This window comes from Rathayibacter sp. AY1C4 (assembly GCF_002932195.1).
Taxonomy (GTDB): Bacteria; Actinomycetota; Actinomycetes; order Actinomycetales; family Microbacteriaceae; genus Rathayibacter.
The window spans coordinates 68,560-81,408 of the sequence record NZ_PSWE01000002.1 but is presented as its reverse complement, the minus strand read 5'-3'; the positions used below and the strand labels follow the sequence as shown (position 1 = coordinate 81,408).

The window sequence follows — 12,849 nt, the reverse complement described above, 5'->3', positions numbered from 1 at the left end:
GCTCCGAGCGTCGACGGGCCGGTGGGTAGGATTCCCTCCGTGTCGAGTACGAGTCGCAAGAAGAAGTCCTCCAGCGGCCGCCCCGGGGGCAGCCCGCGAGCGGTCGTCGTGAAGCCCGCCGGTCCCCGCGAGTGGATCGCCGGCGCCCGCCTCCGCACCCTCCCGCTGGCCGTCGCCCCCGTGCTCATCGGCACCGGAGCGACCCAGGTCGTCGACGAGGGCTGGCACTGGGTGCGCGCCCTGCTCTGCCTGGCCGTCTCGCTCGCCCTGCAGATCGCCGTCAACTACGCCAACGACTACTCCGACGGCGTGCGCGGCACCGACGCCAACCGCGTCGGACCCTCGCGGCTGACCGGCTCCGGAGCGGCGAAACCCCGCCAGGTGCTCACCGTCGCCCTGGTCTTCTTCGGGATCGCGGCCGTCGCCGGCCTCGTGCTCACCGCCCTCTCGGGGCAGTGGTGGTTCCTGGTCGTCGGCGCGGCGGCGATCGCGGCCGGGTGGTTCTACACCGGCGGACGCCGCCCCTACGGCTACCTCGGGCTCGGCGAGCTCTTCGTCTTCGTGTTCTTCGGCCTGGTCGCCACCGTCGGCACCACGTTCGTGCAGATCGGCCGCACCAACCAGGAGTCGTGGCTCGGCGCCGTGGCGGCGGGCCTGTTCGCCTGCGCCGTGCTCATGGTCAACAACATCCGCGACATCCCGACCGACCGCCTCTCGGGCAAGCGGACCCTCGCGGTCCTCGCGGGACCGGCCGTGTCCCGGGCGATCTACACGGGCTTCGTGCTGATCCCGTTCGGCATCGCGGTGATCCTCGCGCTGTTCTACCCGCTGGCGTGGCTGACGCTCTTCGTGCTTCTGATGATCCTGCCGGCCATCCTGATCACCCTGACGGCGAAGACGGCGAAGGAGCTCATCCTGGCGCTGCAGCTGACCAGCCTGGGCGGGCTCGCCTACGCGGTCATCCTCGGGGCGGCGCTGGCGTTCTAGAGCGGCGGCTCGCACGAGGCGGGCTCGGGTGGGGCGGGTTCGGAGGAGACCGGCTGATGCGCGCCGGGCCTGGTGCGAGCGGGCGCGCGTCCGAGGGGAGCCCTCGCCGGCGGGAGCGCCCGGCTCAGCGGTCGTCGCGGGTCGCGTCGACCGCGGCGTCCTCGACGTCGTCGTCGGTCGGAGCGCGCGGGACGTCCTTGCGGCGCTCGTAGATCGCCTCCGCGATGCGCTCGCGGGGCTTCCTCAGCAGGATGTACGAGAGGGACAGGCTCGCGATCGCGGCGACGAAGCCCGCGGTGACCGCGGCCGTCAGCTCCGAGTCGACGAAGGTGCGCGCCGGCAGGTACACCAGCACGAAGACGCCGGCGAACATCGCCAGGCGCAGGAGCGAGTAGACGACGACCGCGCGGCTCAGTTTCACCGGGACAGTGTACGTCGGCCCCTGCACGCGCTTCCGTGAGCACCGTGGGAGCCTCCTGTCCAGCGTCCGTGCGGACCCTCCCCGACGGGGGTGCCGGACGTAGACTCGTGTCCATGATCCGCCTCGTCATCGGCCTGCTCGTGGCCCTCGCCGTCTTCACGGTCTACACCGTGATCGACGTCGCGATGAGCAACCGTCACGCCGTGCGGGCGATCCCGAAGTGGTCCTGGCTCCTGGTGGTGCTGATCCTCCCGGTCATCGGTGCGGGACTGTGGTTCTGGATCGGCCGTCCCCGCAAGCAGCGCGCCGCCGGCCGCCGCTACACCGCTCCGGACGACGACCCCGACTTCCTCGGCACCCTCCGCACCGAGCGCGACCCCGAGGAGGAGCGCCTGCAGGCAGAGCGCATCGCCCAGCTCGAGCGCGACCTCGCCGACATGGACGAGCAGGGCGAGGCCGACGGCCCCGGCCGCCGGGATGCCTGAGCACCGGCCGGTCGCCCCCTCCACCCGATTCGCGGTCGACCTCCTCACCCGCTTCGTCGCGCTCGGCGTCCGCGACGTCGTCGTCGCTCCGGGCTCCCGCTCGCAGGCGCTCGCCCTGGTGGCGGCCGAGCTCGAGACCCGCGGCGACATCCGGCTGCACGTGCGGATCGACGAGCGCTCCGCGGGGTTCCTGGCGCTGGGCCTCGCCCTCGAATCCCGGATGCCGGCGCTCGTGATCACGACCTCCGGCACGGCGACCGCGAACCTGCACCCGGCCGTGCTCGAGGCGGACGCCTCGGACGTGCCGATGATCGTGCTGACCGCCGACCGGCCCGACGAGCTGCGCGGCATCCGCTCGAACCAGACGGCCGAGCAACGCGAGCTGTACGGGCGTGCCGTGCGGCTGTTCGAGGACGTCGCTGCTCCGGACGACGGCTCCCGGCCCGAGGACGCGCGGGCGCTCGCCGATCGTGCCGTCACCGCGGCGCGACGCGGGCCGGTCCACCTGAACCTCTCCTTCCGCGACCCGCTCTCCTCCGCTCTGCCTGACATGGAGCGGATCGGACCGGTCTCGTCGCCCGCTGTCGGATCCGGGATCCCGCGTGCCGTCGTGACCGCCGGTCCCGGTGAGCCGCTCACGGTCGTCATCGCCGGGGACAAGGCGGGCGCCGCGGCCGAGGAGATCGCTCGCGCTGGCGACTGGCCGCTGCTGGCCGAGGTCTCCTCCGGCGCCCGCTTCGGACCGCAGCTCGTCGTCGCCTGGCGGCGCCTGCTCGGCGAGCCCGACTTCGGCGGACGCATCCGCCGGGCGATCGTGCTCGGACACCCGACGCTCTCCCGCGAGGTCCCCGAACTGCTGCGCCGCGAGGACGTCGAGGTGATCGTCGTGGACGCCGTGCGCGATCAGTTCTACAACCCCGGCCGGCGCGCCCGCCGCGTCGGAGGCGTCGACGTGGTCCGCCCCGAGGGGTCGCCGCGTCCTGAGCGCGGCGAGCGCGCCTGGGCCGGATCCTGGGTGTCCGCGAGCCGCGCCCTGACGGTCGACCCCGACGAGCTGGACGAGGTCCCCGACGCGGGGTCGATGTCGGTCGAGGACCGCCGCGGCTACGCGCGCAACGCCCTCGCCGCGATCAGGGCACCGCTCACCCGCGACTTCGTCGTCGCCGCGGTCTGGAAGGTCACCTGGCCGCACGACCGGCTGCTGTTCGGAGCGTCGCGGCTGATCCGCGTCGCCGACGGGACCCTGCCGGGCAAGCGGATATCCGTCCTGGCGAACCGCGGCCTCGCCGGCATCGACGGCACGATCTCGACGGCTCTCGGGATCGCGGTGGCTTCGCAGGCGACCGAGCAGGGAGCCGGCGGAGTCACCCGGGCGGTCCTCGGCGATCTCACTCTGCTCCACGAGGCCGGCGGCCTCCTCCTCCCGCCCGGAGAGCGACGCCCGCGCGTGCAGCTCGTCGTCGTGAACGACGGGGGCGGCACGATCTTCGACGGACTCGAGGTCGCGTCGAGCTCGCATCCTGATGCGTTCGACCGCGTGCAGTTCACCCCGCAGAACGCCGATCTGGAGGCTCTCGCGCGCGGCTACGGGTGGGGCCACCGTCGTGCGGCGACGCGCGGCGAGCTGGAGCAGGCGCTGACCTCGCCGGGTGACGGGCCGGGCATCGTGGAGATCCGGCTCGAGCGCTGAGTCCGCACGGGTCCGGTCGGTCGGTCCTCCACAGGTCGTCGTCGGACGCTGTTCTCCCGGGGACGCCTCGTTCGAGCTCCGCAGCTCGTCTGCTGCTGCTTCGCTGGAGGCATGGCTGATGCGGAGACGGTGCGAGGAGAGGTCCTCGCCCTCGGCGACCGGGCGGCGGCGCTCGCGAGGAGCGCCTCCCCGGTGCTCCTGACCGCGGCGGAGGCGCTGCACGCGGGACACCGCGCGGCGCTGACCTGTCCCGACGCGTTCGCCCGAGGCTCCTCGACGGACAGCAAGGATGCGACGGACCTCGTCGAACGGTCGATCCGAGCGGAGTTCGCCGTCGCCCTCGGGGTCTCCGAGCGCACCGCCGCCAGGGAGCTGCTGCACGCCTCGCTCCTGATGGAGGAGCTGCCGCGGACCCGCTCCGCGCTCGCCGACGCCAGGATGCGCTGGGAGGCCGGCCAGCTCGTCTGCTCCGTCGCGGCGACCCTCCCGGCAGCGGCGCGCGCGGCCTACGACGACCGGGCCGTCGACCTCGCGGAGACGCTGACCCCGGGGCAGCTGCGCCACGCCCTCGCGCGGGTGCGGGAGGAGCTGCACGACGAGCCCCTCGCCGAGCGGCACGCTCGCGCCCGCGAGGACCGCCGGGTGTGGATGACAGCCGGGATCGACGGCATGGCGACGGTGTGCGCGCACGTCCCCGCGCCCGAGGCCGTCGGAGCGCTCGCCCGGCTCGACCGCATCGCGAGGGATCTGCGAAACGGCGCCGAAGGGGACCGCGATCTGCGGACGCTGGCGCAGCTCCGCGCCGACGCGTGGGCCGACCTGCTCTGCCACGGGGACGTGGCGTGGACCACTCCGGAGGGAGCCGCGGCGCCCTCGACCGGGCCGCGGGCCGAGGTGAGAGTCACCGTGGCGGCGAGCACCGCCGCAGGTGACGACGAGGCGGCCGCCGAGCTCGACGGCTACGGGCCGATCCCCGCCGAGGCGGTGCGAGCGCTCATCGACGACGCCGCCGCCTTCACTCCCGTGCTGATCGACGAGGAGACCGGCGCGGTCGTCTCCGTCGGGCGCCGCCACCGCCTCCCGCCGCCGAGGATGAGGCTGCTGGTCCGCCTCCGCGACCAGACCTGCCGCTTCCCGGGCTGCACCCGGCCGGCGTCCTCGACGGAGACCGACCACAGCGTCGAATGGCGGAACGGGGGAGAGACGACTCCCGACAACCTCGCCTCCCTGTGCGTCGCCCACCACCACGTGCGCCACGGCGACCGCTGGACGTATCTGCTCCATCCGGACGGCACAGCGGACTGGACCACACCGACCGGCCGTCGCGTGACGACCCGGCCGCCGGCACTGCCCGGGCGTCCGCCGGTGGGCGCAGGACAACGGCCGGGTGCTCCCCGGCTCGACGGGGACCCGGCGGGGTAGCCGACGGCTTCAGCGACTCCCGACGTGCGTCAGGCCAGCGCGTCGGTGATCGGGCGGAACTTCATGCGGGTCTCGGCGAGCTCGGACTCGGGAACGCTGTCGGCCACGATGCCGGCGCCCGCCCAGGCCGTGACCGCGCCCTCGGCCGTGACCTCGGCGCTGCGGAGTCCGACGGCCCACTCGCCGTCGCCGTTGCCGTCGATCCAGCCGACGGGTCCTGCGTACCGACCGCGGTCGAAGGGCTCCAGGTGCTCGATGAGCGCAAGGGCGTCGGCGGTCGGAGTGCCGGCCACTGCGGCGGTCGGGTGAAGAGCATCGACGAGATCGAGCGCGCTGGAGGAGTCGTCCAGAATTCCTCGCACGTCCGTCGCGAGGTGCCAGAGATTCGGCAGGCGGAGCGTGAACGGGGCGGCGCCCGCCGTCAGCTCCCGTGTGTGGGGCTCGAGTTCCCGGACCAGACTGGCGAGAGCGAAAGCGTGCTCCGAGCGGTCCTTCGGACTCTCGAGCAGAGCGGCCTCCACGTCCGCGTCGGCGAGGGGATCCTCGCCTCGTGCGGCCGTGCCGGCCAACACCCTCGCCGAGATCTCGCCCCGATCGACCGCGACCAGCGTCTCCGGACTGGCGCCGAGGAATCCGTCCACGGCGAAGCCCCAGCAGTCCGGGTACCGCTCGGTGAGCGCACCCAGCATCCGACGCAGGTCCGCCCCCGGCGGGAGCCGCCCCTGCAGATCGCGCGCGATCACGACCTTGGACAGCTCACCCGCCCGGATCGTCTCCACCGCGGCAGCGACCGCCGCGCGGTACCCGTCCGGCGGCAGCGCACCCGGCGAGAGCGGCACGTGGTACTCCGCCCCCAGCGGCTCCTCGCTCGGCGTATACGGTCTCTCCGCCTCGCCGATCGTGATCCGCGTCAGCCATGACCGGCCGTCGCGCGTCCCGATCACGGTGCGCGGCACGATCAGCACGCTCGTCGCCTCGGATCGGCTCGAGAAAGCGAAGGTCCCGAACGCGACCAGCCCCGTCCCGGGCAGTCCGACCCGGTCCTCCACCGTCGCCGCGTCGCAGAGCCGCCGCCAGGCCGCCGCCGCCTCCCGCAGCCGTTCCGGGCCCGAGAACTCGAGGCGCAGGGCCTCCCCGCGTCCGCTGAGCCCGGCGCCGTCGCGCTGCCAGAGGAGGGGCCGCCTCGGGTCGGAGTGGGAGAGGAGCGACGGCGGAGAGTCCAGTGGAGTCGTCTCCGCACGCAGCAGGGGGGTTCCAGCGCCGATGAGCGTCACCTCAGCAGGGTACGCCCGCGCCAGAGGATGGGACGTCCCATGCCGCGGGGCTCGGGGCGCAGGGCTCCGTTGCTACCGTGATCCGGTCCGGGGCCGCCGCGCGAGGCGGAGCGGGGCGGTCCCGGCGCTTCCCCAGGGGGGAGCGCGCCGACCGGGCGCGGGACGGCGGATGCACAGCCGCCGTCCCTCGTCTCGCCGTAGACTTGCGGATCGTGACGAAGGCAGACCTCACCAAACGGCCCGACGAGGTCGCCTCGATGTTCGACACCGTGGCTCCCGCCTACGACCTGGTGAACGGACTCCTCTCGGTGGGGAACGACCGGCTCTGGCGGATCGCGACGACTCGCGCCGTCAACCCTGCTCCCGGTGAGCGCATTCTCGACATCGCGGCCGGCACCGGAACGTCGAGCGCGTCGCTGGCGCGGTCGGGCGCCCAGGTCGTCGCAGCCGACTTCTCCCCGGGGATGATCGCCGTCGGCCGTCGCCGTCAGGCGGGCAACGACCGGATCGAGTTCGTCCAGGCCGACGCGATGGACCTCCCGTTCGAGGACGAGTCGTTCGACGCCGTGACCATCTCGTTCGGTCTGCGCAACGTGGCCGAGCCGAGGACGGCGCTCGCCGAGTTCCTGCGTGTGCTGAAGCCCGGCGGCCGGGTCGTGATCTGCGAGTTCTCGACTCCGCCGATCGCTCCGCTGGCCGCCGCGTACGACTTCTACCTGTCGACGGTCATGCCCGCCGTCGTGCGCCTCGCGTCGTCGAACAATCCTGCGTACGACTATCTCGGCGATTCCATCCGGGCCTGGCCGGAGCAGAGCGTCGTCGCCGCCTGGCTCCGCGCGGCGGGCTTCGAGCGCGTGGCCTACCGCGATCTGACCGCTGGCATCGTGGCGCTGCACCGCGGCGTCAAGCCGATCGCGGCGACCCGATGACGACCGGGGTCCGCACAGGCCGAGACGTTAGGGTTTCCCTGTGAACGCCACTGCGCCCGTCGCCCGTCGCAGCCCGTCTCTGACGGCGCAGCTCGGCCTCTCCGAGCGCATCTTCTCCTCCTCGTCGGACCGGGCTCTCGCCCGCACGATCGACGCGGGTCTGGAGCAGGTCGAGGAGGGTCTCGTCCGGCAGCTGTCCTTCGCGGACGCTGTGGCCGACGTCTCCACCCGGTACCTCCTCGAGGCGGGCGGCAAGCGCGTGCGCCCGATGCTCACCCTCCTGGCCGCGTCGCTGGGCCGCGGCAACACGCCGCAGGTCCTGCTCGGTGCGCAGGCGATCGAGATCACGCATCTCGCATCGCTCTACCACGACGACGTCATGGACGAGGCGGAGAAGCGCCGCGGCGTCCCGTCGGCGCAGACCGTGTGGGGCAACAACGTGGCCATCCTGACGGGCGATCTGCTCTTCGCCCGCGCGAACCAGCTGATGGTCGAGCTCGGCGACAAGGCGATCCGGCTCCAGGCCGACACGTTCGAGCGGCTCGTCCTCGGGCAGCTGCACGAGACGGTCGGCCCGACCGACGGCGAGGACCCGGTCGAGCACTACCTGTCCGTCCTGGCCGACAAGACCGGGTCCCTGATCGCCGCGGCGGGCCGCACGGGAGTCGCGTTCTCGGAGGCTCCGGAGGAGTACGAGGAGGCCATGCGCGTCTTCGGCGAGAAGATCGGCGTCGCGTTCCAGATCGTCGACGACGTCATCGACCTCTCTCCCCAGCCGGAGGAGACCGGCAAGAACCCCGGCACGGACATCCGCGCCGGCGTGTCGACGCTGCCGATCCTGCGCCTGCGCGAGCGCGCCTCCTCGGACAGGGACGCCGCGGCTCTCCTCGCCCGCATCGAGAGCTATGTGAGCCGCTCGAACGACGCCATCGCGCACACGGAGGAGCAGAGGGCCGACATCTCGGACGCCATCGCTCAGCTGCGCGATCACGACGTCACCGCGCAGACCCTCGCCGAGGCCCACCGGTGGGCCGACGAGGCCGTCGCCGCCCTCGCTCCGCTGCCCGACGGCTCCGTCCGCAAGGCGCTGACGCGCTTCGCCGACACCGTCGTCGAGCGCAACGGCTGACCCCGATCGTCGCGGCGCGCCCTGCGCCGCAGGAATGAGACCGGTTGTGCGCTGCGGCGCCCCGGCAGGAGGAACGCAATGACCAAGCTCAGGCTGGCCATCGTCGGCGCGGGTCCCGCGGGCATCTACGCCGCCGACCTCATGATCAAGGCCGAGAAGAAGTACGACGTCTCGATCGATCTGTTCGAGCACCTGCCCGCGCCCTACGGCCTGGTCCGCTACGGCGTCGCGCCCGATCACCCGCGCATCAAGGGGATCATCACCGCGCTGCGGGAGGTGCTCGACCGGGGCGACATCCGCATCTTCGGCAACGTGCACTTCGGGACCGACATCACGCTCGAGGATCTCAAGCGGCACTACCACGCCGTGATCTTCGCGACCGGCGCCGTCCGCGACGCTCCGCTCGACGTCCCGGGTGTCGAGCTCCAGGGCTCCTACGGTGCGGCCGACTTCGTCAGCTGGTTCGACGGCCACCCCGACGTGTCGCGCACCTGGCCGCTGGAGGCGTCCTCCGTCGCCGTCATCGGCAACGGCAACGTGGCGCTCGACGTCTCGCGGATGCTGGCGAAGCACGCCGAGGACCTCCTGCCCACCGAGGTCCCGCCGAACGTCTACGAGGGGCTGAAGGCGTCTCCTGTCACCGACGTGCACGTCTTCGGGCGCCGCGGTCCCGCTCAGGTGAAGTTCACGCCGCTGGAGCTGCGCGAGCTGGGCGAGCTGCGCGACGTCGACATGATCGTCGCCGACGAGGACTTCGACCTCGATCCCGCTTCGGAGGCCGCCATCGCGACCAACAAGCAGGTCATGGTCATCAACCGGGTGCTCAACCAGTGGCGCACCCGCGAGGTCGGGAGCGCCTCGCGTCGTCTCCACCTGCACTTCTGGGCGAAGCCGCTCGAGTTCGTGGACGACGGATCCGGTCGGGTCGGCGCGATCCGGTACGAGCGCACCGAGCCGGACGGCGAGGGCGGAGTGCGCGGCACGGGTGAGATCCGCGAGGTCCCGGTCCAGGCCGTGTACCGCGCGGTCGGCTACTTCGGCTCGCCGCTCGACGGCCTCCCGTTCGACGAGATGCGCGGCGTGATCCCGAACCGCGAGGGCCAGGTCCTGGACGACGAGGACCAGCAGGTCCACGGCGTGTACGCGACCGGCTGGATCAAGCGCGGACCGGTGGGCCTCATCGGGCACACCAAGTCCGACGCCATGGAGACCGTCGCGCACGTGCTCAACGACCAGGCGTCCTGGTGGACGCCCGAGCACCCCGAGGAGGCGGCCGTGGTCGCCCTGCTCGAGGAGCGGGAGATCGCCTACACGGATCTCGACGGCTGGCACCGGCTGGACGAGCACGAGATGGCGCTCGGCGAGCCCGAGGGCCGTGCGCGCGTGAAGGTCGTTCCTCGCGAGGACATGATCGCGATCTCGCGGGCGGAGCCGGTCGCGCTCTGACGCGTGCTCTCCGAACGGCCCTCCGGTGCACTCCGGGGGGCCGTTCGTCGTTCCGGCGCGGACGCCGCGCACCTCCTCTAGGATTCGGGCACCGCTCTGGACGGAGACAGCATGACCACGGCCTCGCCCCACGACGTCATCCGGGTGCGCGGTGCGCGCCAGAACAACCTCCGGGGGATCGACGTCGACATCCCGAAGCGGAGGATCACCGTGTTCACCGGGGTCTCGGGCTCCGGCAAGTCGTCGCTCGTCTTCGGCACCATCGCGGCCGAGTCCCAGCGCCTCATCAACGAGACCTACTCCGCCTTCGTGCAGCAGTTCATGGGGTCGCCGGCCCGCCCGGACGTGGAGTCGCTCGACGGACTGTCGGCCACGATCGTCGTCGACCAGGAGCGGATGGGGTCGAACGGCCGGTCCACGGTCGGCACGGCGACCGACGCGTACACGATGCTGCGGATCCTCTTCAGCCGGATCGGCGATCCGCACGCGGGCACGAGCGGTGCGTTCTCCTTCAACCTGCCGGAGGGGATGTGCCCGCGGTGCGAGGGGACGGGCCGGGTGTCGAGCATCGACCTCGACGCGCTGATCGACCGCTCGAAGTCGCTCGAGGGCGGCGCTCTCGACGCGATCCCCAACTTCGTCGTCGGCGGCTGGTACTGGAAGGGCCTCGCCGAGTCGGGCCTCTATCCGGCCGATGTGCCGATCGCCGACTTCACGCCCGAGCAGATGGACGCGTTCCTCCACCGTCCGGCCACGAAGATGGCCATCGCCGGGATGACGATGACCTACGAGGGCCTCCTGCTGAAGGTCACCCGCCTCTACCTGGCGAAGGAGGCGGCGCAGCCGCACATCCGCGCCTTCGCCGAGCGGGTGGCCACCTTCGCCGCCTGTCCCGAGTGCGGAGGCGGCCGGCTCACCCGCGCGGCACTGGAGTCGCGCATCGGGGGCCGGAACATCGCCGAGTGCGCCGCGCTGCAGGCGACCGACCTCGCCGCGTGGCTCCGCGGGCTGCAGGCGCCGTCCGTCGCTCCTATCGTCGAGACCCTCCTCGGGACGCTCGACGCCCTCGTCCAGGTCGGGCTGGGCTACCTGTCGCTCGATCGGGAGTCGGGCACCCTCTCGGGCGGTGAGGCGCAGCGGGTCAAGATGGTGCGGCATCTGGGATCGAGCCTCACGGACGTCACGTACGTCTTCGACGAGCCGACGGCGGGTCTGCATCCGCACGACGTCTCGCGGATGATCGAGCTGCTGCGCCGCCTGCGGGACAAGGGCAACACCGTCCTGGTGGTCGAGCACAAGCCGGAGATCATCGAGATCGCCGATCACGTGGTCGACCTCGGTCCGAGGGCCGGTGCGCACGGCGGCGAGCTGCGGTTCGAGGGGACGGTGGCGCAGCTGCGCACGTCCGACACCCTGACGGGCCGTCATCTCGGTCACCGCGTCCCGCTGAAGGAGGCCGTGCGCCGTCCGACCGGGGCGGTGGAGATCCGCGGGGCCTCCACGCACAACCTCCGCGGCGTCGACGTGGACGTCCCGCTGGGCGTGCTGACCGTCGTCACCGGAGTCGCAGGGTCGGGGAAGTCGTCGCTCCTGCACGGCTCGCTCGCGGGTCGGCCCGGCGTGGTGGTGGCCGACCAGTCGCCGATCCGCGGCTCGCGGCGCAGCAATCCGGCGACCTACACCGGGGTCCTCGACGCGATCCGGGCGGCCTTCGCGAAGGCGAACGGTGTGAGACCGGCGCTCTTCAGCGCGAACTCGGCAGGCGCCTGCCCCGTCTGCAAGGGGGCCGGGATGATCTTCACCGAGCTGGGCCCCGCCGCGACGGTCTCGTCGGTCTGCGAGGAGTGCGACGGCAAGCGGTTCACCGCTGAGGTGCTCGAGTACCGCCTCCGCGGGAGGAACATCCACGAGGTGCTCTCGATGCCGATCGTCGACGCCGCGGAGTTCTTCGCGAGCGGACCGGCGCACACGGTGCTCGCCCGTCTCGTCGACGTCGGTCTCGGCTACCTCACGCTCGGACAGCCGTTGAACACGCTGTCCGGGGGCGAGCGCCAGCGCCTCAAGCTCGCGATCAACATGGCCTCGTCCGGATCCGTCTACCTGCTCGACGAGCCGACCACGGGCCTGCACCTCGCGGACGTCGACACACTGCTCGGACTGCTCGACCGGCTGGTCGACTCCGGGAACTCGGTCGTGGTGATCGAGCACCACCGCGCCCTGATGGCGCACGCGGACTGGATCATCGACGTGGGGCCCGGAGCCGGGCACGACGGAGGGACGATCGTCTTCGAGGGGACTCCGGCCGGGCTCGCGGCGGCGGACACGCTGACCGGACGCGCCCTCGCCGAGTACGCGCGCTGAGGCGCACGGAGCCGCGACGTCCGCGGGTCAGCGCGAGAACGGGCCGGACAGGGCCGCCCACTGCAGGAGCATGATCGTCTTCGCGTCGACGATCTGCACGCCGATTTGGGTCAGCGCCTCGTCGAACGAGAGCTCGAGGACCTCGATGTCCTCGCCCTCGTCGGCGAGTCCCGCGAACGCTCCGCTGCGGGTCCCCGCGCGGTAGCGCCCGGCGTAGAAGTGCAGCTTCTCGGTGACCGAGCCGGGGCTCATGAACGCGTCGAACACGTGCTCGAGCCGGCCGACCTCGAGTCCGGTCTCCTCGGACGCCTCGCGGCGGGCGCCCTCCTCGGGCCCGTCCTCGTCCAGGAGACCGGCGGGCACTTCGAGGAGCATCCCGTCGAGGTCGCCGTTCACGTACGCGGGGTAGCGGAACTGCCGGATCAGGACGACGGTGCGCGCGTCGGCGTCGTAGAGCAGGACCGCCGCGCCGTTACCCCGGTCGTAGGTCTCGCGCTGCTCGCTCGTCCAGCTGCCGTCGCGGTGCCGGTAGTCGAAGCGGGTGGTGCGGAGGACGTACCAGTCGCTCGAGAGGAGGGTGACCTCCTTCACGACCACGTCGGGGTTCCCGACGAGGTCGAGCCCGTCCCTGTCGAGTCCGGTGCGGCCCCGCCGGTCGGGCTCGTCGATTCCGGCGGTCACGCGCGTGCTCCCGTGTGCGTCATT

11 protein-coding genes are annotated in these 12,849 nt (G+C 72.3%); 8 read left to right on the top strand and 3 right to left on the bottom strand.

Features of this window, described 5'->3' with window-relative positions; genetic code table 11:
• The first annotated feature begins 39 nt into the window (after positions 1-39).
• Positions 40-987, top strand: coding sequence for a 1,4-dihydroxy-2-naphthoate polyprenyltransferase (locus C5C99_RS01565; protein WP_374953720.1), 948 nt, complete (start codon positions 40-42; stop codon positions 985-987).
• Positions 988-1,111: 124 nt separating this feature from the next.
• On the opposite strand, the gene C5C99_RS01560 is transcribed toward C5C99_RS01565, so the two are convergent.
• Positions 1,112-1,408, bottom strand: coding sequence for a DUF4229 domain-containing protein (locus C5C99_RS01560; protein ID WP_104239140.1), 297 nt, complete (start codon positions 1,406-1,408; stop codon positions 1,112-1,114).
• A 113-nt stretch (positions 1,409-1,521) separates the two neighbouring features.
• On the opposite strand from C5C99_RS01560, the gene C5C99_RS01555 reads away from it, so the two are divergent.
• From C5C99_RS01555 to C5C99_RS01545, 3 genes are all read left to right on the top strand, one after another.
• A complete protein-coding gene (locus tag C5C99_RS01555; RefSeq protein ID WP_104225908.1) occupies positions 1,522-1,893 on the top strand; it encodes a PLD nuclease N-terminal domain-containing protein in 372 nt (123 codons plus the stop codon).
• Positions 1,886-3,583, top strand: a complete 1,698-nt coding sequence (menD, locus tag C5C99_RS01550; RefSeq protein WP_104339488.1) for a 2-succinyl-5-enolpyruvyl-6-hydroxy-3-cyclohexene-1-carboxylic-acid synthase — start codon at positions 1,886-1,888, stop codon at positions 3,581-3,583. Before C5C99_RS01555 ends, menD begins: the two co-directional genes overlap by 8 nt.
• Positions 3,584-3,694: 111 nt before the next feature.
• Positions 3,695-5,005, top strand: coding sequence for an HNH endonuclease signature motif containing protein (locus C5C99_RS01545; protein WP_104272793.1), 1,311 nt, complete (start codon positions 3,695-3,697; stop codon positions 5,003-5,005).
• Between the two features lie 29 nt (positions 5,006-5,034).
• On the opposite strand, the gene C5C99_RS01540 is transcribed toward C5C99_RS01545, so the two are convergent.
• Complete coding sequence (locus C5C99_RS01540) at positions 5,035-6,279, bottom strand: isochorismate synthase MenF (protein WP_374953719.1); 1,245 nt, start codon at positions 6,277-6,279, stop codon at positions 5,035-5,037.
• 212 nt (positions 6,280-6,491) lie between these two features.
• Here C5C99_RS01540 and ubiE point away from each other — a divergent pair, with 212 nt between their 5' ends.
• The 4 genes from ubiE to C5C99_RS01520 all read left to right on the top strand — a co-directional run bounded on the left by ubiE (position 6,492) and on the right by C5C99_RS01520 (position 12,144).
• Positions 6,492-7,208 (top strand): bifunctional demethylmenaquinone methyltransferase/2-methoxy-6-polyprenyl-1,4-benzoquinol methylase UbiE, encoded by a 717-nt coding sequence (gene ubiE / locus C5C99_RS01535; RefSeq protein ID WP_104226060.1) that lies wholly within the window; start codon positions 6,492-6,494, stop codon positions 7,206-7,208.
• 40 nt (positions 7,209-7,248) lie between these two features.
• Positions 7,249-8,337, top strand: a complete 1,089-nt coding sequence (locus C5C99_RS01530; RefSeq protein ID WP_104339487.1) for a polyprenyl synthetase family protein — start codon at positions 7,249-7,251, stop codon at positions 8,335-8,337.
• Positions 8,338-8,415: 78 nt separating this feature from the next.
• Positions 8,416-9,783: an FAD-dependent oxidoreductase gene (locus C5C99_RS01525; protein WP_104257164.1), complete on the top strand. Its 1,368-nt coding sequence runs from the start codon at positions 8,416-8,418 to the stop codon at positions 9,781-9,783.
• 111 nt (positions 9,784-9,894) lie between these two features.
• Positions 9,895-12,144, top strand: coding sequence for an excinuclease ABC subunit UvrA (locus C5C99_RS01520; protein ID WP_104339486.1), 2,250 nt, complete (start codon positions 9,895-9,897; stop codon positions 12,142-12,144).
• Between the two features lie 27 nt (positions 12,145-12,171).
• On the opposite strand, the gene C5C99_RS01515 is transcribed toward C5C99_RS01520, so the two are convergent.
• Positions 12,172-12,825 (bottom strand): NUDIX domain-containing protein, encoded by a 654-nt coding sequence (locus C5C99_RS01515; RefSeq protein ID WP_104223605.1) that lies wholly within the window; start codon positions 12,823-12,825, stop codon positions 12,172-12,174.
• Positions 12,826-12,849: the final 24 nt, after the last annotated feature.

What these genes read in the sequence shown, in the direction of transcription:
- C5C99_RS01520 (WP_104339486.1), top strand. Translation starts at nt 9,895, where the DNA reads ATGACCACGGCCTCGCCCCACGACGTCATCCGGGTGCGCGGTGCGCGC.
- C5C99_RS01525 (WP_104257164.1), top strand. Translation starts at nt 8,416, where the DNA reads ATGACCAAGCTCAGGCTGGCCATCGTCGGCGCGGGTCCCGCGGGCATC.
- C5C99_RS01555 (WP_104225908.1), top strand. Translation starts at nt 1,522, where the DNA reads ATGATCCGCCTCGTCATCGGCCTGCTCGTGGCCCTCGCCGTCTTCACG.
- C5C99_RS01545 (WP_104272793.1), top strand. Translation starts at nt 3,695, where the DNA reads ATGGCTGATGCGGAGACGGTGCGAGGAGAGGTCCTCGCCCTCGGCGAC.
- menD (WP_104339488.1), top strand. Translation starts at nt 1,886, where the DNA reads ATGCCTGAGCACCGGCCGGTCGCCCCCTCCACCCGATTCGCGGTCGAC.